23 protein-coding genes and 1 pseudogene are annotated in these 20700 nt (G+C 69.8%); 17 read left to right on the forward strand and 7 right to left on the reverse strand.

Annotated features, from left to right (window positions below; all coding sequences use genetic code 11):
* The 6 genes from IEZ19_RS38465 to IEZ19_RS54260 form a co-directional block, all read left to right on the forward strand.
* On the forward strand, nucleotides 1-492 hold a 492-nt coding region (locus tag IEZ19_RS38465), incomplete at its 5' end, for a transposase family protein (protein ID WP_506005010.1).
* A 238-nt stretch (nucleotides 493-730) separates the two neighbouring features.
* Nucleotides 731-2014: a DUF3987 domain-containing protein gene (locus IEZ19_RS38470; RefSeq protein WP_189316036.1), complete on the forward strand. Its 1284-nt coding sequence runs from the start codon at nucleotides 731-733 to the stop codon at nucleotides 2012-2014.
* A gap of 52 nt (nucleotides 2015-2066) precedes the next feature.
* Complete coding sequence (locus IEZ19_RS38475) at nucleotides 2067-2294, forward strand: hypothetical protein (RefSeq protein ID WP_189316037.1); 228 nt, start codon at nucleotides 2067-2069, stop codon at nucleotides 2292-2294.
* Entirely contained in the window at nucleotides 2272-2781 is a 510-nt protein-coding gene (locus IEZ19_RS38480) for a DUF6879 family protein (RefSeq protein ID WP_189316038.1), read from the forward strand. Before IEZ19_RS38475 ends, IEZ19_RS38480 begins: the two co-directional genes overlap by 23 nt.
* A 25-nt stretch (nucleotides 2782-2806) precedes the next feature.
* Nucleotides 2807-3652, forward strand: coding sequence for a helix-turn-helix domain-containing protein (locus IEZ19_RS38485; RefSeq protein ID WP_189316039.1), 846 nt, complete (start codon nucleotides 2807-2809; stop codon nucleotides 3650-3652).
* A gap of 553 nt (nucleotides 3653-4205) precedes the next feature.
* Nucleotides 4206-4412 carry a DUF7848 domain-containing protein gene (locus IEZ19_RS54260; RefSeq protein ID WP_444545201.1) on the forward strand — a complete coding sequence of 69 codons (207 nt, stop codon included), beginning with the start codon at nucleotides 4206-4208 and terminating at the stop codon, nucleotides 4410-4412.
* 12 nt (nucleotides 4413-4424) lie between these two features.
* Here the strand turns inward: IEZ19_RS54260 and IEZ19_RS38490 are convergent, their stop codons facing one another.
* Nucleotides 4425-6011 carry a Na+/H+ antiporter gene (locus tag IEZ19_RS38490; RefSeq protein WP_189316040.1) on the reverse strand — a complete coding sequence of 529 codons (1587 nt, stop codon included), beginning with the start codon at nucleotides 6009-6011 and terminating at the stop codon, nucleotides 4425-4427.
* A gap of 167 nt (nucleotides 6012-6178) precedes the next feature.
* Between IEZ19_RS38490 and IEZ19_RS53810 the strand changes: the two are divergent.
* Both IEZ19_RS53810 and IEZ19_RS38495 read left to right on the forward strand, forming a co-directional pair.
* Nucleotides 6179-6363: pseudogene (locus IEZ19_RS53810) on the forward strand (integrase); the annotation flags it as partial.
* A 137-nt stretch (nucleotides 6364-6500) separates the two neighbouring features.
* Complete coding sequence (locus tag IEZ19_RS38495) at nucleotides 6501-7502, forward strand: DUF8017 domain-containing protein (protein ID WP_189316041.1); 1002 nt, start codon at nucleotides 6501-6503, stop codon at nucleotides 7500-7502.
* 96 nt (nucleotides 7503-7598) lie between these two features.
* On the opposite strand, the gene IEZ19_RS38500 is transcribed toward IEZ19_RS38495, so the two are convergent.
* The 3 genes from IEZ19_RS38500 to tuf form a co-directional block, all read right to left on the reverse strand.
* Nucleotides 7599-8444, reverse strand: a complete 846-nt coding sequence (locus tag IEZ19_RS38500) for a spermidine synthase (protein ID WP_189316042.1) — start codon at nucleotides 8442-8444, stop codon at nucleotides 7599-7601.
* Between the two features lie 43 nt (nucleotides 8445-8487).
* Nucleotides 8488-9327, reverse strand: a complete 840-nt coding sequence (locus IEZ19_RS38505; protein ID WP_189316043.1) for a patatin-like phospholipase family protein — start codon at nucleotides 9325-9327, stop codon at nucleotides 8488-8490.
* Nucleotides 9328-9439: 112 nt separating this feature from the next.
* Entirely contained in the window at nucleotides 9440-10609 is a 1170-nt protein-coding gene (gene tuf / locus IEZ19_RS38510) for an elongation factor Tu (RefSeq protein ID WP_189316044.1), read from the reverse strand.
* Between the two features lie 337 nt (nucleotides 10610-10946).
* Here tuf and IEZ19_RS38515 point away from each other — a divergent pair, with 337 nt between their 5' ends.
* Nucleotides 10947-11729, forward strand: a complete 783-nt coding sequence (locus IEZ19_RS38515; protein WP_189316045.1) for a TVP38/TMEM64 family protein — start codon at nucleotides 10947-10949, stop codon at nucleotides 11727-11729.
* Between the two features lie 5 nt (nucleotides 11730-11734).
* On the opposite strand, the gene IEZ19_RS38520 is transcribed toward IEZ19_RS38515, so the two are convergent.
* The gene (locus tag IEZ19_RS38520; protein WP_189316046.1) at nucleotides 11735-12904 is read right to left on the reverse strand and encodes a thiolase family protein; all 1170 of its coding nucleotides are present in this window, start codon (nucleotides 12902-12904) and stop codon (nucleotides 11735-11737) included.
* 127 nt (nucleotides 12905-13031) lie between these two features.
* On the opposite strand from IEZ19_RS38520, the gene IEZ19_RS38525 reads away from it, so the two are divergent.
* The 4 genes from IEZ19_RS38525 to IEZ19_RS38540 all read left to right on the forward strand — a co-directional run bounded on the left by IEZ19_RS38525 (nucleotide 13032) and on the right by IEZ19_RS38540 (nucleotide 15512).
* The gene (locus IEZ19_RS38525) at nucleotides 13032-13502 is read left to right on the forward strand and encodes a winged helix-turn-helix transcriptional regulator (RefSeq protein ID WP_189316047.1); all 471 of its coding nucleotides are present in this window, start codon (nucleotides 13032-13034) and stop codon (nucleotides 13500-13502) included.
* Nucleotides 13503-13634: 132 nt separating this feature from the next.
* Nucleotides 13635-14510: an undecaprenyl-diphosphate phosphatase gene (locus tag IEZ19_RS38530; protein WP_189316048.1), complete on the forward strand. Its 876-nt coding sequence runs from the start codon at nucleotides 13635-13637 to the stop codon at nucleotides 14508-14510.
* 244 nt (nucleotides 14511-14754) lie between these two features.
* Nucleotides 14755-14934 carry a hypothetical protein gene (locus IEZ19_RS38535; RefSeq protein WP_189316049.1) on the forward strand — a complete coding sequence of 60 codons (180 nt, stop codon included), beginning with the start codon at nucleotides 14755-14757 and terminating at the stop codon, nucleotides 14932-14934.
* A 26-nt stretch (nucleotides 14935-14960) separates the two neighbouring features.
* Nucleotides 14961-15512, forward strand: coding sequence for a chloramphenicol phosphotransferase CPT family protein (locus IEZ19_RS38540; RefSeq protein ID WP_229841297.1), 552 nt, complete (start codon nucleotides 14961-14963; stop codon nucleotides 15510-15512).
* Nucleotides 15513-15536: 24 nt separating this feature from the next.
* On the opposite strand, the gene IEZ19_RS38545 is transcribed toward IEZ19_RS38540, so the two are convergent.
* On the reverse strand, nucleotides 15537-16277 hold the full coding sequence (locus IEZ19_RS38545) for an SDR family NAD(P)-dependent oxidoreductase (RefSeq protein WP_189316051.1): 741 nt from the start codon (nucleotides 16275-16277) through the stop codon (nucleotides 15537-15539).
* Between the two features lie 229 nt (nucleotides 16278-16506).
* Here IEZ19_RS38545 and tgmA point away from each other — a divergent pair, with 229 nt between their 5' ends.
* From tgmA to lnt, 4 genes are all read left to right on the forward strand, one after another.
* Nucleotides 16507-16698, forward strand: a complete 192-nt coding sequence (gene tgmA / locus IEZ19_RS38550; RefSeq protein ID WP_229841298.1) for a putative ATP-grasp-modified RiPP — start codon at nucleotides 16507-16509, stop codon at nucleotides 16696-16698.
* 27 nt (nucleotides 16699-16725) lie between these two features.
* Nucleotides 16726-17664 carry an MvdC/MvdD family ATP grasp protein gene (locus tag IEZ19_RS38555; protein WP_189316053.1) on the forward strand — a complete coding sequence of 313 codons (939 nt, stop codon included), beginning with the start codon at nucleotides 16726-16728 and terminating at the stop codon, nucleotides 17662-17664.
* Nucleotides 17665-17730: 66 nt separating this feature from the next.
* Entirely contained in the window at nucleotides 17731-18216 is a 486-nt protein-coding gene (locus IEZ19_RS38560) for a nuclear transport factor 2 family protein (protein WP_189316054.1), read from the forward strand.
* A gap of 73 nt (nucleotides 18217-18289) precedes the next feature.
* Nucleotides 18290-19864: an apolipoprotein N-acyltransferase gene (gene lnt, locus IEZ19_RS38565; protein ID WP_189316055.1), complete on the forward strand. Its 1575-nt coding sequence runs from the start codon at nucleotides 18290-18292 to the stop codon at nucleotides 19862-19864.
* Here lnt and IEZ19_RS38570 read toward each other — a convergent pair.
* Complete coding sequence (locus IEZ19_RS38570) at nucleotides 19782-20693, reverse strand: Gfo/Idh/MocA family protein (RefSeq protein WP_189316056.1); 912 nt, start codon at nucleotides 20691-20693, stop codon at nucleotides 19782-19784. The two genes, lnt and IEZ19_RS38570, sit on opposite strands and share 83 nt — an antisense overlap.
* Nucleotides 20694-20700: the final 7 nt, after the last annotated feature.

A 20700-nucleotide genomic window follows, 5' to 3' on the forward strand; every position in this document is an offset into this window, starting at 1 on the left:
GAGGCCCTGCTCGCCTGCGATCTCTTCGAGGTCCGCACGCTGGCCGGGGCACGCCTGTACCCCTTCGCCGTCATCGAACACGCCACGAGGCACGTCAGAATCCTGGGCGCCACCGCGCACCCCACCGCGGACTGGGTCGTGCAGCTCAGGCGCAACCTCCTCATGCACCTCGAGGACACGGGCAGCACAGCCAAGTTCCTCATCCACGACCGCGACTCCAAGTTCACCGCTGCCATTGACGCCCTGATGACCGACACCGGAACCAAGATCGTAACTACCGGCATCCGGACACTCCGTATGAACTCCCGCAAGTTCGAGACCCACTACAACGAGCACCGGCCACACCGAACACTGGGACAAGCCGCACCCTTGCGCCCGCTACACGACCGATCAACCCTCCAGCACAGCACAGCAACCTGGACATCCATCGACGAAACCGACTCGGCGGAACCCTCCACGAGTACCAACATGCCGCATGACCAGGCCGGATGATTTTTCGGCACCCGCACACCCGGCCAGTGGCCACCCAACCAACCCTTTTCGAGATAGAGGCAGCATGAGCGCTCCCGATTTCCGCGCGATGAGCACCGGCCGACTGGGGGGAGTCGTGGCCTCTCTCGCTCCCCACGTGGAGTGGTCCCCGGTCGGTCTGCTCGGCGGGTTGCTGTGTGCCTTCTCCGCTATGCTGCCGCAGACCCGAGTCCAGCGCGGTTCCGGATCCATGCCACTCATGCTTCACGTGCTCTTGTGCGGCGGCACGGGTGAAGGCATGGGCCAGTCGTGGGGCATCGCAGAGGCTATTGCCAAGGATGCGAACCGTACCTTCATGTCCGGCAATGTGATCCACGGCGTCGTGGGTGGAGCCGGGCTCATCCAGGCCGTGGCCGACTGCGGCGAACACGCCCTGATCATCGATACCGAGTACGCCCATGTCCTGCGGGCCGGACGTCGACAGGCCAACCTTTCACAGCTACTCCGTGATCTCTGGGACGGTGCGCCTGTGGCTACGTCCAGGGCGAAGGATCCCGTCCGGGTCGACGCTCCCCGGGTCGCCATCATGGGCCACATCACGCCGGAGGAGTTCTCGGCGAACCTCTCCGGGACTGACCGGGACGGCGGCTCTTACAACAGGCTGTTGACTCTGCCCGTGTCTCAGATCCGGTGGCTGAGCGAGCGGGAACGGATGCCTGCTCACCTGATCCCGGCGGCGGGTGAGCAGTTCGCGCGTGCCGTCCGCTTCGGGCAGAGGGTAGGCACGATCGCTCTGGCTGAGGACGCGTACGACGTGGCCGACATGATCCGCCACGACCTGTTGAGCAAGGCCCGAGAGTCTGAGGACTTGAAGCCGTTCGCGGCCCGCTGCAATGAACAGGTGCGTCGGATCGCTGCTCTGTTGGCGCTGTTCGACCTGCGCTCCCAGATCACCTCTGATGATCTGCATGCGGCGGCCTCCCTGGTCACATACGCCATGGACACGGTGGAAACCATCGCCACGGGCAGCGGGAGCAAGCCCAGCAAGCGTCAGCCTCTCAGCCTCGCGGACAAGGTCGGGGCCGGGATCGAGTTGCACGGCGGTCGGACCACTTCTTCCCAGGTTCTCCCGTTCGTCGGAGCAACGGCCGCTGCGGTTCGAGCGCTTCCCGAAGTTGTAGTGACCGTGGAGCGGTCGGGCAGGACAGGCCGACCAGTCACCGTTTTCACACTCCGCGGTGACACTTCTGAACACGGGAGACGACAGAAACGGGTGCGAAGCCGATGCCGGCCGAACCGAAACGTGAGCAGAACCGCGCAGCCGTCGTCCGGCTGGACGCCTACCGTCAGGAACCGGCGCAGCCCCGGCAGCCCGCACCCGAACCGAAGCGGGCGGAGCCGCGCCGAGACTCCAATCTGTTCCTCGCACTGCTCTGACACTGCTAAGCAATCAAAGGAACCCCCTCCACTGGCTGTCTCCCGATGGCTGGCAGTGGGGGTTCGTTCGTGCAAGTTCGTGCAAGTTGCTGGCGTGCGCAGGTGAGACGGCGCAAGCTCGAACATGTTGATCGTCACCGATGACGTGGGAGGACACCATGGCGTTGCACCGGCTTGGCAAGGACCCGGAGAGCCCCAACAACGGCTCTCCGACGGTGTACCTCGACGACGAGACCGGGAACTACATCCTGCAAGGCTGGCGGGTCACAGACCCTGAGCGGCTGGCGCAGATGGACATACCGGATCATGAGACCGTGATCGAGTTCCCGAGGCGCATGATGCAGTTCTTCCCGGAGGTGAACGGTGGCGACGGAGCCGACGTTTGAGGATCTGATCCGCTCCGCTCAACACAGCGCGTACCACCTGGAGATGAGGGACGCGTACGGGCTCGATGACGACTATCAGGAGTGGGAGTCAGGCAACCGGTTCGACCCGGCTGAGCGTTGGCCTTGGTGGATCGAAGTGGCGTCCGCGTCGGTGGCTCGTGGCGTGGCCATGCACCGAGCCCGCATCGTTTCGGAACCCATCTCCCGGTACATCCGTTATGAATACGAGCTAACGAGCGGACACAACGTCAAGGCCGGTGAGGTCGTGCGTTGGCTGCCCCGTCGGCAAGCCTCCGGGCTGGCGCTGCCCGGTAACGACTTCTGGCTGTTCGACGGCACGTCAGTCCTGTTCAACCACTTCGCTGGGGACGGGACGATGACCGGTGAAGAGCTGGTAACTGACCCTGCCGTGGTCGAACTGTGTAGCTCCGCGTTTGCCGCTGTCTGGGAACGCGCCATCCCTCACGAGGAGTACCGGCCCGCCTGACAGCACACACCCAGAACAGTCGAACGTGACTTCATCGTCCAGTGTCCAGCAAGCCCGAGAGGCTCTCGGCAAGCGTCTGCGTGAGATCCGGAAGGACTCCGGCCTGACAGCGCGAGAGCTTGCCTCTCGGGCTGGCTGGCATGAAAGCAAGTGCAGCCGTATCGAGAACGGCCGTACGGTGCCGTCAGATGACGACCTGCGTGCATACACGCTGCACTGCGGCGCTGCGGACCAGACGGACGACCTGATCGCTACTGCGCGGAACATCGATGGCGCGTATGTCGAGTGGCGGCGCATGGAGCGTTCCGGCCTGCGCCGTGCGCAAGAGTCGGTCATCCCGCTGTGGGAGCGAACGCGGCACTTCCGGGCCTACTCGTCATGGCTCATCCCCGGACCGCTCCAAACCCGTGCGTACATTGAGGCATTGCTCAGGTCGATTCGTGACCGGCGTGCCCTCCCAGATGACCTTGAGGAAGCCGTTCAGGTCCGCGTCGACAAGCAGCGCATCTTGTACGAGGGACCGCGCCGCTTCGCTGTCCTCCTGGAGGAGAGCGCACTACGGCACCGAATCGGCGGTCCTGCGGCCATGGCCGGCCAGCTCGGCCACCTGCTGTCTCTGGCGACCCTGCCGAACGTCAGCCTGGGTGTGATCCCACTCAGTGCGGACCGCACCGCGCTGTGGCCCGTCGAAGACTTCTGGATCTTCGATGATGCCCAAGTCAACGTCGAATTGGTGTCTGCCTTCCTGACCATCACGCAGCCTCACGAGGTCGGCATGTACGCCCAAACCTTCTCGGAGCTGGCCGACTCGGCTGTCTACGGTGCTCCTGCACGCGCACTGATCACGTCGGCAATCGACTCTCTCAGGTGACCGCGTGCAAGTTCGTGCACGTTCATTGAGGCTGGCTCTCCGACATTCCTAGCGTTGTCGTCATCAGGACGACGCTAGGGGATCCAAATGACCAAGACCTACCCCAGCCCACCCGTGGAACTGCCACTGAGACTCGACAGCGACCCGCCTCCGGCATCGGAGTGCGATGTATGCCGAGCGCTGGACCGTGAGCGCAGTGAGGCGCGAGCCAAGGGAGAAATGTCCAAGGTGTCGGACCTGAATGTCGAGATCCGTAACCATCCGCACAAGGGCAGGAGGCGGCGCCGCTCATGATCCCCATGACCCAGTACAAGAGCGCACGCGCTGAAGCGGAGCACACGGCGGCGCTACTACGTGCGGCCCTGCAACGCGTCGGACTCCCCGAAGAGGAAACCGCGCGGGTGCGTGCCTTGGTAACCGGCAGGGGACGTGCGTACGTGGAAGTTGGGGCACTTCCACTCGGCTCGGCGGTGAAGCTGCTCAACGCGCTTCCCTTGGCACTCGTGATGGACAGGGCCGACGACGCCCCCGGATTGCCCGCTGAGGCGTCAGGATGAGCCGGGCCATTCTGCGCTACATGCGCCATACGATCCGGCACGAGCCAGACAGCGAAGTCCTGTACGAAGCGTTCTGCGCGGCGTCCGGCTGTGAAGAGTCATCCGACCCCCAGTTGGCGCAGGAAGCGGCTCAGGACTGGTGTCTACGGCACACGGGTCGGACTGGCCATGATCTCTTCCGTCGAGCTGTTATCGACGGTTGATGGGGCCGGTAGTCAGTCGCGAGGGCGGAGGCTGACTTCTTCGAGGTCGAGTTCGTGCTGGATCCGGCGCCGGGTGGCGTTGCTGATCTTGTTCGCTTCGTAAAGGCGCTGGAGCTCGGCCGCCTCGATGGCGATGAGTGTCCGGCGTATCTCACGGTAGGCGTCGGCGGGACGGGCGTCCGGGTCGCTGTAGTGGGCGTCTTCAACCTGGTGGATGCGCGCTTCCAGATGACGACGGGCCTGTTTCACGGCAGCCTCGGCCGCGGCACCCAGATCGGCGAGCTGTTCCGGATCGCCCAGCAGTTTAAGCTCGTCGAGAGCGGCGTGGGCAATGTGTCGGCGGGTCCGGGCCTCCTCGCGGGCGGTGTGCTCTGGCTCCAGAGCGATGCCGGAGCTGCGGACGACGGGGGCCAGGGTAAAACCCTGGAAGATAAGAGTGAGTGCGATGGTCCCGGTGGTGAGCATGAGAATGAGCGCCCGGTGCGGCAGCGGCGCCCCTGTGTGGGTGGCCAAGGGGATGGAGAGCGCGGCGGCCAGCGGCATGACACCTCGGGTGCCCGCCCAGGACAGGACGGCCGGAACGCGCCAGGAGAGGCGATTGTCACCCTCCCTGTGCCGGCGGTGGATCAGGGCGGACAGCGGGAAGATCCACAGCAGGCGGACCGCCAGCAGAGTGAGGGCGATCACCGGCACCCACAGCGGCCAGCCGTGCTCGTCGCGCGCGAGATGACGGACGGCCCAGGGGAGCTCGAGGCCGATCAGGGCGAAGACGACGCTCTCCAGCAGGAAGGTCACGGTGTCGTAGACAGCGTGGGCCTGGAGGCGGACGGGGGCGTTGCTGAGCTTATGGCCGGTGCTGCCGAGGACGACCCCGGACACGATGACGGCGGTCACGCCAGAGGTGTGCGACTGCTCCGCGATGACGTAGGAAGCGTATGGAGTGACCAATGCGATGACCGTCTCCAGCATGGCATCGTCGGTCCGCCTGCGGATCAGGGTCACCACTGCGGCGACCGCCGCGCCGATGAGGGCTCCTCCACCCGCAAGGATCAGGAACTGTTCAACAGTCCCGGGCACGCTGATCGCGCTACCGGACACCGCAGTGGCCACAGCGACCTTGTACAGGACCAGTGAGGTGGCATCGTTGAACAAGCTTTCTGCCTGCACCATGGCCTGCACGCTCGGTGGGAGAGACAGGCGCCGGCCGAGCGCGGTCACGGCCACGGGGTCGGTGCTGGCCAGGACAGAGCCGAGGATGAACGCGGTCGCGGCCGTGAGCGGGGTGATCGCGCGGGCCACGTACCCGACGGCGATGGCCGACGCCAGGACCAGGCCGAAGACCAGGCCGGTCACAGGCCGCCACACGGTGCGCAGGTCGCGGACCGAGATTTCGCCGGCCGCGGCATAAAGCAGAGGTGGCAGCACCACCACGTTGATCACGTGAGGCGGCAGGCGCACCTCGGGAACCCAGGGGATCAGCCCCGCGACCAGACCCACAATGACAAGCAGCGAGGGGGCGGGCAAGCTCCAGCGCCGGGCACCGGTCGCCACGGCTGTGGCCACGACCACCAACAGCAGGACGACGATCAGGCCGGTCATGGAGCATCCCCGGTGGGTTACGGCTTGTTACCCCCCTCTGGCCAGGTGCTTTACCAACGTAACCGACCTCGGGCGGTGATGCAGCCGACACGGAGCACCGACCGTCCACTGCCCCGGCAGGTCGGCACCCCGCGGCACGCACGGCCCGACGACGCCGGCGGCCGCGGCTGCTGGTGCGGCCGGACACTGTACTGCGCTGTCCCCGCAACCTTCTCGCGCGCCGCCATGCCGCCGCCTCCCGGCCCAAGCGCCCGGGTCGGCCGCGGACAGTGCGCTCTATACGCATTCTGGTCCTGCGCCTGGCGAATGAAATCCCGGCTGGGGAAATCGCCGGATCCACGGTGAGTTGCTCGAAGCACAGCGCGACAAGGAAGCGGCACAGACAAAGCTCGACACTGTGGGCGCCAATAACGTGATCGCGTTTTCGGTACGTCCCTGACAAGGGCCAGTGACCGAATCGTGTCTCGCTCGGCACTAGGGTTATGGGCCATGTGGCCAGGAGAGCAGCCGCCCGGGGGCGAGCAGAACCCGCAGGGGAACCCGTACCAGCAGCCGGGTTACCAGCAGCCGAATCCGTATCAGCAGCCGGGCTATCAGCAGCCCAACCCGTATGCGCAGCAGCCGCAGTGGGACCAGACCGTGCCGATCGGCGGCCCGCAGCCGCCGCAGGGCGGTGGCGGCGGGAACCGGACGAAGCTGGTCGCGATCATCGCGGCCGTGGCGGTCGTCGTCGCGGCCGGTGTGACGGGCTTCCTGGTCCTGGGCGGGAAGAAGGACGACAAGGCGGACGGCGGCGGGGACAAGCAGGCGAGCCGGTCGCCCTCGGCCGACCCCACCGCGTCGTCGTCCGGCTCGGACGACAATCCGCGCGGCGACGAGACCGAGAAGCCGCTCGTCGCGGGCTGGAAGGTCGTGATCAACCCCAAGCGCGGCACGGCTTTCGACGTTCCGGCGGACTGGGTGGTCGAGTCGCCGACCCTGTCCATCGGCTTCGAGGACCGCAAGTCGGCGGACAGCAAGCCGCTGGTGATCATGTCGGCACCGGCCGAGTACAAGCCGAAGTGGTGCACGACCGACGACAACAAGGACGGCCGGACCGAGGACACTGCGCTCGCCGCGGTCGGCACCAAGGGCGAGAGCGGTGCGAAGAGCCCCGGCGACGCGGCGGTCCGGGAAGTGCCGTGGTGGATCTACGGCGGCTACACCCAGCCGGACAAGAAGAGCATCACCTACGACAAGAAGGCCACGGACTACACGACCAAGTCCGGTGTCGCGGGCGCCTACGCCTGGGCCCGCTCCACGAACACGCCCCGCAAGGGCAAGTGCGCGAGCGACGGCAAGGCGATCACGTTCGCCTTCAAGAACTCGGCCGGTGACATCGTGTCGTGGAACCTCTACGCGGCCAAGGGCGTGGACGGCGAGGTCGACACGGCCACCATCATGAAGATCCTCAGCACGGTGCGACTGCACGGGGAGCCTACGGAGTCCTGACGGCCGCGGGCCGGAGCCGGGCGGGACCGCGCCGCGAACGGCCGCCCGACGCAACGGCGCTGGGCGGCCAACTGGCCAACTCCGGGGGCGAGCACCTCAGCCGATACCGAACGCTCCGTCGGGGGGCTCGGGCGACGGAACGGCGTCCTCGTCCTCCACGGGTGCGGCGCCGCCGATGAAGTCCCCCAGCGCCGAGCCGTGTTCGACCCTCGCCGGGAAGGCGTCGGAGGCGGTGCGGCGAGCGAGGGCTGCCACGTCGAGGGGGTGACGGGAGGCGACGAGCACCGCGTTCCCGAACCGGCGGCCGCGCAGCACGCCCGGCTCTGCGATCAGCGCAAGCTCCTCGAACACGGCCGCGAGCGTGGCGAGTTGGGAGCGGAGGAAGGCGAACGGCGCGGCGTCCGCGAGGTTCGCCAGATAGACGCCGTCGGCACGCAGCACGCGCCGGGCCTCGTGGGCGTAGGCGAGGGTGGTGAGGTGGGCGGGGACCCGGGAGCCGCCGAAGACGTCGGCGATCAGGACGTCTGCGGAGTCGTCCGGGGCGCTCTCCAGCCAGGCTCGGGCGTCGGCGGTGTGCAGGGCGATCCCGGCCCCGTCGGGCAGCGGCAGATGCTCGGTGACCAGCGCGAGCAGCGCCCGGTCGGCCTCGACGACGTCCTGCCGTGAACCCGGCCGGGTCGCCGCGACGTACCGGGGCAGCGTGAGCGCACCCCCGCCGAGGTGCAGCACGTCCAGGGGCCGCCCCGGCTCCCCCACGGCGTCCAGGACGTACCCGAGCCGCCGCGCGTACTCGAACTCCAGATGCGTCGGCTCGTCCAGATCGACGTACGACTGAGGCGCCCCGTCGACCGTCAGCAGCCAGGCCCGCTCCCGGTCGATGTCTGGCATCAGCTTGGCGGTTCCGTGATCGACGATCCTGGTCACGGGTATGGGCTCGTCCACGGCTCCATTGTGCCGGGCCGAGCGGGGCGGGGGCGCCGGGGCGTCAGACCGCCCACACCCGCGTCACCTCTTCGGCATGCGCCGACGCCTGTTCCCGGCCCGACCGGGCTGCCTTTGCCCGTGTCGACGGGTCGAGGGCGTTGGTGCCCATCGCCTCCCGCGCGGCAGCGGACGGGGTGACGAGGGCGACGTGGGCGCCCCCGGACTCGAGGCGGGCGGCCTGGGCCGCGGGAGAGGCGATCGCGCCGCCGGCTCGGGTGAGGGGTGCGAGGACGATCACGCGGTCGTATCCCTCGGCGAGGTGGGCGTTGGCGGGTGAGTGGACGCCGCCGTCGGTCCAGTGGCGGCCCTGGACGGGCCAGGCCGGCCAGACACCCGGCACCGCGCAGCTCGCGGCGACCGCGTCCGTCAGGCTGACGCCGCTGTCCGTGTCGAACACGCTCAGCTCACCCGTGGCGGTGTCCACCGCCGTGATCCGCAGGGCACGCTCCGGCCAGTCCGTGGAGATGAGACGGCTCTCGATCGCGGCGCGCCGGGCCGCCACGGACGGTGTGCGGGCCGTGAGGGCCAGACGGCCGATCCTTCGGCCGAACGCCTCGGGGCTGCGGGAGGTCAGCGCGGCCCACATGAGTCCGAAGGTCGCGCCACGGCCTAGCCGTGCGGGCAACTCGCCCGAGGGGGCTTCGAGTTGACGGTCGTAGACCTCCTTGACCGTGTCGGCGGCCAGGAGCTGCGCGGCGACGGTGGACCCCGCCGACGTACCGATCACCACATCGGCGTCCGCCCAGTCGGTCCCGGCCTCGGACAGCCCGTACAGCACACCCGCCGTCCAGCCGATCCCGGCCACACCGCCACCGCCGAGTACCAGCGCCCGCTTGGTCATCCTGTCCCCCGACTCCTTCGCCTGCCATGTGTGCGATCAAGTCTGACGCACGGCACCGACAACAGGCTCCGCCGGCACCCGCCCCGGTGTGGGGGCGGGCACCGACGGCCGTTCAGCCGACGGAGGTCACGGTGCCCGCGCCGACCGTCCGGCCGCCCTCGCGGATCGCGAAGCCGAGGCCGGGCTCCAGGGGCACCTCGCGGCCCAGCTCCACGGTCATGGCGACCGTGTCACCGGGCCGCGCGACCGCCGTCCCGCCGAGGTCGACGTCCCCGACCACGTCCGCGGTGCGGATGTAGAACTGCGGCCGGTAACCGGTGGACACCGGGGTCGTCCGGCCGCCCTCCCGCGCCGCCAGGACGTACACGCGCGCGGTGAAGCGGCGGCTCGGCTTGACGCTGCCCGGCGCCGCCACGACGTGACCGCGCCGCACGGCGTCCCGCGGCACCCCGCGCAGCAGCAGCGCCACGTTGTCGCCCGCCTGCGCCTCCGCCATGGGCTTGCCGAAGGTCTCCAGGCCGGTGACGACGGTCTCGAGACCGGCGCCGAGCACCTCGACCCGGTCGCCGACCCGGATCGTGCCGCGCTCGACCGCGCCGGTGACGACCGTGCCCCGGCCGGTGATGGTGAGCACGTTCTCGACGGGCAGCAGGAACGGCGCGTCCAGGTACCGCTCCGGCATGGGCACGTAGGTGTCCACCGCGTCGAGCAGCGCCTCGATGGACGCCGTCCAGCGCGGGTCCCCTTCCAGGGCCTTGAGTCCGGAGACCCGTACGACGGGGACGGAGTCGCCGCCGTAGCCCTGTGCCGTGAGGAGTTCGCGGACCTCCAGTTCGACGAGGTCGGTCAGTTCCTCGTCGCCCGCGTCGGCCTTGTTGAGGGCGACGACGATGTGGTCGACACCCACCTGCCGGGCGAGCAGGACGTGTTCGGACGTCTGGGGCATGATCCCGTCGAGCGCGGAGACGACGAGGATCGCCCCGTCGAGTTGCGCGGCGCCGGTGACCATGTTCTTGACATAGTCGGCGTGGCCCGGCATGTCCACGTGCGCGTAGTGCCGGGTGTCGGTCTCGTACTCCACGTGCGCGATGTTGATGGTGATACCGCGCGCGGCCTCCTCCGGGGCCCGGTCGATGCGGTCGAAGGGCACGAACGTGCCGGTCCCGCGCTCGGCCAGCACCTTGGTGATGGCGGCGGTCAGAGTGGTCTTGCCGTGGTCGACGTGGCCCATCGTGCCGATGTTGAGATGCGGCTTGGTGCGCACGTACGCCGTCTTGGGCATGGCTGTACCTCGAAGCGTCGTGAGTGATGACGCGGACCCCGGATCGTCCGGCCGACCCTCCCCCTGCGGGGTCCGCCGGACGATCCGGGAAGGGTCAGCTTCGGGCGCCGTCGACGGTGGCCACGATGATCACGGCGGCAGCCTTCGGGGCATCCGCGACTGCGGATGCTGCGAGGACGAAGGCGTGCCGGAACATGAGGCCGATCATCGCCGACGGGTCGTCACACGTCGAATGGTTTTCCGCGGCCCCGGCGGTACTCCGGCCGGACCCACGGCTGTTGCGGTCGTGAGACGGTCCGTACGGCGATCGGTCATGTTCGTCGGTTAGTGTCGCTGAATGCTCGATGCCAACCGCTCTGGCACCGCCACGGCCTCTCCCCGGGCCGCCGCCACGGAGCTCGCCGTCGCCGTCCCCACGGCGGACCCCGTCCCGTCCCCGCGCGCGGGCTTCGCGACGCGCTGCACGCGCGTGTTGCTGTCACCCTGGGCGCGTCTCGTACTGCTGGTGGTCATCCTCGCGGGCGCCGCCTCGACCGTGCTGCTCTTCGAGCCGCAGCGGCTGCTCACCCACGGCTGGCCGCCGCAGCTCGGCGGAGCAGCGGCGGCGCTGGTGTTCGCGGTGGCGTACGGGCTGTGCTCGGTGGCGTTCGTCCCGCGTCCGCTGATGAGCCTGGCGGCCGGCGCCCTCTTCGGTTCCGAGCTGGGCCTCGCCGCGTCACTGACCGGCACCGTGCTCGGCGCCGCCGCCTCCTTCGGCCTGGGCCGGGCCCTTGGCCAGGACGCCCTGCGCCCGCTGCTGCGCGGCCGCTGGCTGAAGGCGGCCGACGTGCAGCTCAGCCGGCACGCCTTCCGTTCGATGATGGCGGCGCGGCTGTTCCCCGGGGTGCCGTTCTGGGCGGCGAACTACTGCGCGGCCGTCTCCCGGATGCACTGGCTGCCGTTCCTGCTGGCGACGGCGCTCGGCTCGATCCCGAACACCGCCGCCTACGTCGTCGCGGGCGCCCGTGCCGCCGCGCCGACATCGCCCGCCTTCCTGATCGCGCTGGCCTTCATCGCCGTACCGGCGCTGGCGGGCGCGGTGGTGGCCTGGCGCAAGCGCCACCACCTGCGACCGCGCTGAGCCACTCAGACGGCTTCCAGCACCATCGCGTTGGCGAGTCCGCCCGCCTCGCACATGGTCTGGAGGGCGTAGCGGGCGCCGCGCCCGCGCATCGCATGGACCAGGGTGGTGGTCAGCCGGGTGCCACTGGCGCCCAGCGGATGGCCGAGGGCGATCGCGCCGCCGTGCACGTTGACCTTGGCGAGATCGGCGCCGGTCTCCTGCTGCCAGGCCAGGACGACGCTGGAGAAGGCCTCGTTGACCTCGAACAGGTCGATGTCGTCGAGGCGCAGGTTCGCCCGGCGCAGCACCTTCTCCGTGGCGGGGACGACGCCGGTGAGCATCAGCAGGGGGTCCGAGCCGGTGACGGCGAAGCTGTGCAGGCGGGCGAGCGGGCGCAGGCCGAGGCGTTCCGCGGTCTCGCCGGAGGTGATCAGGACGGCCGAGGCGCCGTCGTTGATCGGGCTGGCGTTGCCGGCGGTGACGTTCCACTCGATCTGCGGGAAGCGCTCGGCGAATCCGGGGTCGTAGTAGGCGGGCTTGAGGCCGGCCAGGATCTCGGGGGTGCTGCCGGGCCGCACGCACTCGTCGCGCGTGACGCCCTCCAGGGGCGCGACCTCGGCGTCGAACAGGCCGGCGTCCCAGGCGGCGGCCGCCTTCCGGTGCGAGGAGACGGCGAAGGCGTCCAACCGGTCGCGGGTGATGGACCACTTGGCCGCGATGAGTTCGGCACTGATGCCCTGCGGGACGAGGCCCTCGGGGTAGCGGCCGGCGACTCCGGGGCCGAAGGGGTCCTTGCCCGCGGGCACGTTCGACCACATCGGCACGCGGCTCATCGACTCGACGCCGCACGCGACCACGAGGTCGTACGCGCCCGACATCACGCCCTGGGCGGCGAAGTGCACGGCCTGCTGGGACGAGCCGCACTGACGGTCCACGGTGGTCGCGGGGACGGTCTCGGGGAAGCCCGCGGACAGCACGGCGTACCGGGTGATGTTCATGGCCTGTTCGCCGACCTGGTCGACGGTGCCGCCGATGACGTCGTCGATCAGGGCCGGGTCGACACCGGAACGCTCGACGAGGGTGCGCAGGGTGTGCGCGAGGAGTTCCACGGGGTGGACGTGCGCCAGGGCGCCGTTCGGCTTGCCCTTGCCGATGGGGGTGCGTACGGCTTCGACGATTACTGCGTCACGCATGGTGCCGGCCTCCTTGGCCACGGGGGCGATCTTCCGGCCGCCCGACGCGATTACCGGTGAGTAGGAAATCCGAACTCACCATAACTCCATCAGTTTGAAAATCAAACCCTCCTTTAGACTGGGCGCCATGGCCGCCATGAAAGACCCGCGCCCCTGCTCCATCGCCGACGCCCTCGCGCTCGTCGGCGAGAAGTACTCGCTGCTGGTCCTGCGCGAGGTCTGCCTGGGCAACGGCCGCTTCGACCAGCTGGTCCGCAACATCGGCGCGCCGCGCGACATCCTGGCCACCCGGCTGCGCCGGCTCGTCGACGCCGGGATCCTCACGAAGCGCGCCTACAGCGAACGCCCGCAGCGCTTCGAGTACCGGCCCACTCAGGCGGGTCTGGAGCTGGAACCTGTCCTGATCACCCTGATGGCCTGGGGTGACCGTCATCTCCACGCGGACGACGAGCGCCCCATGGTGATCGAGCACGCCTGCGGCAACGAGCTGCTCCCGGTCCTCACCTGCGCCGTCTGTGGCGACCCCGTACGCCACGAGGACCTGACCTCCCACCCGCAGGCCCCGGGCTGGACGGTCCGCGGCCCGGCCGCCGCGTAACACCGGCCGGGCCGCGCGCGGGCGCGAACCCCTGTGTCGGGCCCGTCTCACCGGGACGCTACGCTGCCCCCCAGCGCACATGATCAGCACATATCCCGGTTTCCCCGATCAGCACTTGGACGCCTCACCTTCATGTCTTGGTTTGAATCCCTCGTCCTCGGACTCGTCCAGGGGCTGACCGAGTTCCTCCCCGTCTCCTCCAGCGCCCATCTGCGGCTGACCGCCGCCTTCTCGGGCTGGAAGGATCCGGGTTCCGCCTTCACCGCGATCACCCAGATAGGCACCGAGACCGCGGTACTGATCTACTTCCGCAAGGACATCAGCCGGATCGTCTCGGCCTGGTTCCGGTCGCTGTTCGACAAGGCGATGCGGCAGGACCATGACGCACAGATGGGCTGGCTGGTGATCGTCGGCTCGATCCCGATCGGTCTGCTGGGCGTGACACTCAAGGACCAGATCGAGGGGCCGTTCCGGGATCTGCGCATCACCGCGACCATGCTGATCGTCGTCGGCGTCGTCATAGGCATCGCGGACCGGCTGGCGGCGCGCGACGAGACGGGCGGCCGGCACCGCGCGCCCAAGCAGCGCAAGTCCCTGCAGGACCTGGGCGTGAAGGACGGTCTGATCTACGGCCTCTGCCAGGCCTGCGCGCTCGTCCCGGGCGTCTCCCGTTCCGGCGCCACGATCAGCGGCGGTCTGTTCATGGGCTACCGGCGCGAGGCCGCCGCACGCTACTCCTTCCTGCTCGCCATTCCGGCCGTACTCGCCTCCGGGGTCTTCGAGTTGAAGGACGCGATGGAGAGCGACCATGTCGCGTGGGGGCCGACGCTCTTCGCCACGGTGATCGCCTTCGCCTCCGGGTACGCGGTCATCGCGTGGTTCATGAAGTGGATCTCCAACAAGAGCTTCATGCCGTTCGTGTGGTACCGCATCGCCCTCGGCATCGTCATCATCGCGCTGGTCACGGCGGGCGTACTGAGCCCCCACGCGGCCGAGTCGGCGAACTGACGGACCCAGCCGGAAGCCCGTGCGGTTTCGGACATCTCCGGTGCGCCGGATGACGTGCACCTGGACGCCGTACTCCCGGCACTGCCCGCTCTCCCCGTGGGGCATATGCCACCTGGCCTGGGCCGACCGGGGACGTCCCGGGCGGGCGGCGCAGCCTGCCGTGCCGTAGGCGGTGACCGACCCCATGCAGTGCGCGTAGCGGTGCGGTAGCGCAGTGTCAGTGCTTGCCCCTACGCTTGTGGGCATGTCCCCCGATTCCGACCCCCCTGGTTCCGTGCGGTCTGCTGCCGAGGTGAACGAGCAGATCCGGGCGCTGTGGCTGCGTGCGGGCGGGTACCTCTCGGCCCAGGACCACGCGGAGTACGAGCTGTTGGTGATCGAGTGGGCCGAGGCGATTCGCAGCGAGATCATCGAGGCGGCCTGAGCCGCTGCATGGAGCACCTGAGCCGTGTGCCCGAGCGCCGCGGGCTGATCATCTTCCTGAACGGCACGTCGAGTTCGGGCAAGTCGAGCATCGCGACCGAGCTGTTGAACGTCCTGGACGAACCGTACTTCCACATGTCGGCCGACATGTTCCACGCGATCCGCAGCCGCCGGGAATTCCCCGCGCACCGGCTCGACGAGATCCTGCACCGCACCTGGCACGGCTTCCACCGTGCCGTCGCCGGGATGGCCGCCGCCGGGAACAACGTCGTCATGGACCATGTCCTCAGCGCGGACTGGCGGTTGACGGACTGCCTGGATCTGTTCGACCCGCGGGACGTCGTCTTCGTCGGCGTGCGCTGCCCGCTCGCGGAGCTGGAGCGCCGGGAGCGTGAGCGCGGCGACCGGCCCGGCGGACTCGCCGCACGCCAGCTGAAGCAGGCCCACGCCCAGGGGGTGTACGACATCGAGTGCGACACCAGCCGGGCCGATCCGGCGCAGTGCGCGCGCAGGATCAGGGACTTCCTGCCCGACCGCCCGAGCCCCACGGCCTTCGAGCGCCTGCGCGCCGGCGGCTGAAGGCCCTGTTCCCCACCGCCACCGCTACCGCCCGCCCGACACCCGCAGCACCGCACCCGTGGTGTACGACGCCTCCGGGGACATCAGCCAGGCGATCGCGGCTGCGATCTCCTCCGCCTGGCCCGGCCGGCGCAGCGGAATCGTCGGTGCCGCCCGGTGGGCGCGGTCCGGGGCGCCCATGGCCGCGTGCATCTCCGTGTCGATCACTCCGGGCGCGACCGCGTTGACCCGGACCCCGTCCGGGCCGAGTTCCTTGGCGAGACCCAGGGTCAGGGCGTCGACGGCGGCCTTGGTCGCCGCGTAGTGGACGTACTCACCGGGGCTTCCGAGCGTGGCGGCCGCCGAGGAGACGTTGACGATCACTCCACTCCCCCGCGCCGTCATCAGCCGGGCGGCGCGGCGCGCGCACAGCAGCGTGCCCAGCAGGTTGACCTCCACGACCCGGCGAAGATCGGCGGTCTGCACCTCGGTGAACCGGCCCAGCGGCCCGGTCACCGCCGCGTTGTTCACGAGCCCCGTCACCGGACCGAGCCGCTCCTCCGCCGTGTCGAACAGCCGCTCCACGTCGGCCTCTTCGGCGGTGTCCGCACGCACGGTCACACACCGCGCCCCCGCCTCGCGCACCCCCCGCGCCACGGTCTCGGCCGCGTCGGCGTCACGGACGTACCCCACGGCCACGTCGTGCCCGTCCGCCGCGAGCCGCAGACAGGTGGCGGCGCCGATGCCCCGGCTGCCGCCGGTGACCACGGTGACCGGACGTGCCATGTGTGTACCTCCTGATACGACTTCACTGCTGAAAACCCTGGTCCCGAGGCTGAACGGTATCTGGAGTATGCCCTTCCAGGCCGGAAGGGCCTTCCAGGAGTGAGGGCATAACTACACCGTGTACCCCGTGTGACAGTTGTGAAGCCTCGCGCGATGAGTGACCAGTGGGGATATGGTGACAGCCCTTCACCCCGCCATACCAGGTCCTGTACATACGTGGAGGTTCAGAGTGCGACCGTTCACCCTCAAGTACGTCTTCCCCCAGAGGCTTCCGACCGTAGTGACGCCGTACCGCTTCGATGCAAGACGTCAGTTGAACGTGCTTCCGGACGGCCGCCCGGCCGTCAGTGACCGTGCCCTGCTGCTGGCGGCCGGCACGACCACGTCCACCGCCGGTTCCAAGACGCACTTCGACGACTGACGGCGACCACTGACGATCCGTGACTTCATGACTGTTCTGATCCTCACGTCCGAGGAGGACGTGACCGGAGACATGGTGGTGTCCGAGCTGCACGCGTCGGGAGCTCCCGTCGTGCGGCTGGACCCCGCAGATCTGCCCGGCAAGGCCGTCCTGTCCGCCCACTACGCCCACGGTGACTTCGACGGCCACCTGTCCGTCAACGGCCAGGTGCTCAGCATGGGCGGGCTGCGTTCCGTATGGGTGCGCAGACCGGGCGAACCGGCGGCGCACGCGGCGCATCGCTCGCCGTGGCTGACCGCGGAGACCCGCCAGGCGCTGTACGGCATGCTCTTCTCCAGCTCCGCGCGCTGGATGAACCATCCCCGGAACGCGGAGCTGGCCCGCCTGAAACCATGGCAGTTGAGAACCGCTCATCTCAGCGGCTTCGCCATCCCGCCGACCGTCTTCACCACGTCCCCGCGGCTGGCCCGGGAGTTCGCCGACGAGCACCGGGACGTGGTCGTGAAGTCGGCATCGGGGCCGCCGCCCGGTGATCCCGCGCTGGCCCTGCCCACCACTCTGATCGGCCCCGACGCGGACTTCTCCGCAGTGGCGGCCGGTCCCGCGCTGCTGCAGCGCTACATCCGCAAACGCGCCGACATCCGGCTGACGGCGGTCGGCACCCAGCTCTTCGCCGCGCGCAAGCGGGCCCGTCCCGGCCAGGTCGACGGGCGCTACGGCGACACCGGACACGGCTGGGAGGCCGTCGCGGTGCCCGAACGCATCCGCAAGTCGGTGCACCAGTACACCGACCTCGCCGGACTGGCGTACGCCGCCTTCGACTTCGCCGAGGACGGGGAGGGCGTCTGGTGGTTCCTGGAGTGCAACCAGGGCGGCCAGTTCGGCTTCGTCGAGCTGGCGACCGGCCAGCCGATCGCGCAGGCGGTCGCCCAGTGGCTGACCTGCCTCACCGGTGGCGGTCGGTAGGCGAACGGGCCCGAATGTCCCGCACTCCCTCTTGGCTCCTGGCGCCCCGTACCCAACACTGTGCCGATGACGCAGCGTGTGGAGCTCGCGACAGTGATGGACCGGCTGGCCGTGGACGGCCTGGTGACCGAGTACGCGGTGGCGGTGGACGACGGGGACTGGGCGACGTACCGGAGACTGTTCACAGCCGACGGGCGGGCGGACTACCGCGGCGCCGGTGGCATCGAGGGCGACGCCGGGCAGGTCGCCGACTGGCTGGCCGCGAGTCTGGCACCGTTCGCGATGCGTCAGCATCTGATCGTCAACCGGCGGGTGCGGTTCGAAATCCTGGAACAGGACACCGGGGACACCGCGCGCGTGCAGGCGGACTACGTCAATCCGATGCGGCTGGCGGACCGCGACAGCGGTTCCACGGCACCGGACCTGGTGTGCGGCGGCCGGTACGCCTTCGGGCTGCTGCGGACCCAGGACGGCTGGCGGCTGCGCGAGGTCGTCGTCGAGGAGAAGTGGCGCCGCCTGCCCGAACGGCGTGCGGCACCAGTGCTCGGCTGAGTCCGAGGCCCTCTGTCGGGGAGGGCCGCCCGGCGCGCACACTGGAGGAAGCCGCTGGGCAGGGAGGCGACGCATGAACACGTTCCACCGCTGGCTCGCCTCACCGTGGCGGCGCTCCCTCGTCGCCGTCGGCTCGGGCGCCCTGCCGGTGTTCGCCTTTCCGGCACCCTCGCTGTGGTGGTTCGCGTACGTCGCCCTCGTCCCGTGGATCCTGCTCGCCCGCTCCGCCCCGACCGGCAGCAGGGCGGCGTACGACGGCTGGCTCGGCGGTATCGGGTTCATGGTCGCGGTGCACCACTGGCTGCTGCCGAGCCTGCACGTCTTCATCTTCCTGATCGCGGCGCTGCTCGGCGCGCTGTGGGCGCCCTGGGGCTGGCTGGTGCGCCGGTTCCTCGGCGGAGCACCCTCGCCCGGCCGGGGCGCGGCCGCGCTGGTGGTTCTTCCGTCGGCGTGGCTGGCGGTGGAGCTGGTCCGGTCCTGGCAGGGACTCGGCGGCCCGTGGGGCATGCTCGGCTCCAGCCAGTGGCAGGTGGAAGCGGCGCTGCGGCTCGCCTCGGTGGGCGGGGTGTGGCTGCTGAGCTTTCTGGTGGTGGCCGTGAACGTCGCCGTCACCGTGCTGGTGTCGGTGCGCGAGGCGCGGATACCCGCCCTGGCCTCGCTGGTCGCGACGGCCGCCGCGACGTCGGCGGCCTGGGCGTGGTCACCACACCCCGACGTCGACGGCCGGGTCAGGGTCGCCGTGGTCCAGCCGGGGGTCGTCGGGGGCCCGGACAGCGGGGACCGGCGCTTCGACCGCGAGGAGCAGCTCACCCGGGGGCTCGTCGGCCAGGACGTCGACCTGGTCGTCTGGGGCGAGAGCAGCGTCGGCTTCGACCTCGGCGCCCGCCCGGACCTGGCCCGGCGGGTCGCCGTACTGGCACGGCAGACCGGCGCGGACGTCCTGGTCAACGTGGACGCCCGCCGCTCCGACCGGCCCGGCATCTACAAGAGTTCGGTCCTGATCGGCCCGGACGGCGCGACCGGTGCCCGCTACGACAAGATGCGGCTGGTCCCCTTCGGCGAGTACATACCGGCGCGCTCCGTGCTGGGCTGGGCGACTTCCGTCGGCCGGGCGGCCGGCGAGGACCGCAGGCGGGGCACCGAGCAGGTCGTGATGGACGTCGGGCACGGGCTGCGGGTCGGCCCGATGGTCTGCTTCGAGACCGCCTTCCCCGACATGAGCCGGCACCTCGCCGAGGACGGCGCCGACGTGCTGCTCGGCCAGTCCTCGACATCGACGTTCCAGCACAGCTGGGCTCCCGAGCAGCACGCCTCGCTGGCCGCGCTGCGCGCCGCCGAGACGGGCCGACCGATGGTGCACGCGACACTGACCGGGGTGTCCGCGGTCTACGGCCCCGGCGGACAGAGGCTGGGACCGTGGCTCGGCACCGACGCGAGCACGGCCCGGGTGTACGAGGTGCCGCTGGCGCACGGTGTCACGCCGTACGTCCGCTACGGTGACTGGCCGGTGCACGGCGCGCTGCTGGTGCTCGCCACGCTGTGCGCGACGGAGGGCGTGAGGGCGTTCAGGACGCGCCGTGGCGCTCCTGAACCGCACGTACCACCCGCTCGCACAGTTCGTGAGTCGCCAGCGCATCCCGGGCGCTGAGCACCTTCCCCGCGCGCACGGAGTCGAGGAACGCGAGCGCCGCCTGCTCGATGCCGCGCTGCCGGGCGACCGGCACCCAGTCGCCGCGCCGTCGCACCGTCGGCTGTCCCTTGTGGTCGACGACCTCGGCGAGGTTGAGCACCTGACGCTTGGTGTCCTGCCCGGAGACCTCGAGGATCTCCTCCGCCGAGCCGCTGAGCCGGTTCATGACGCCGAGCGCGGTGAAACCGTCCCCGGCGAGCTGGAGCACGACGTGATGCAGCAGCCCGCCCTCGACGCGGGCTCGCACGGTCACGTCGTCGACCCGGCCCGGGACGAGGAAGCGCAGCGTGTCGACGACGTGGATGAAGTCGTCGAGGACCATCGCGCGTGGTTCCTCCGGCAGCCCGATGCGGTTCTTCTGCATCAGGATCAGCTCGCGCGGGTGGTCGAGGCACTGCACGTACCCGGGGGCGTGACGCCGGTTGAAGCCGACCGCGAGCGACACGTTCCGCTGCTCGGCGAGGGCCACCAGCCGCTCGGAGTCGGCGAGTTCGTACGCCAGCGGCTTGTCGACGTAGGTCGGTACGCCCGCGTCCAGGAGCCGCTCGACGATCTCGGGGTGGACGTCGGTGGGCGCGTGCACGAAGGCGGCATCGAGGTCCTGGGAGAGGAGCGAGTCCAGCGTGGTGTGCCGCTGCTCCGGCGGAAGATGAAGGGCGTCGGCGACGCGGGTGAGGGTCGCGGGGGTCCGGGTCTGCAGGTGCAGGCCGACCCCCGGCTGCACTCCCAGCACCGGCAGATACGCCTTCTGCGCGATGTCCCCGAGCCCGACACAGCCGACCTTCACGTGCTCT

The sequence above is a fragment of the Streptomyces brasiliensis genome (assembly GCF_014647875.1).
Taxonomy (GTDB): domain Bacteria; phylum Actinomycetota; class Actinomycetes; order Streptomycetales; family Streptomycetaceae; genus Streptomyces; species Streptomyces brasiliensis.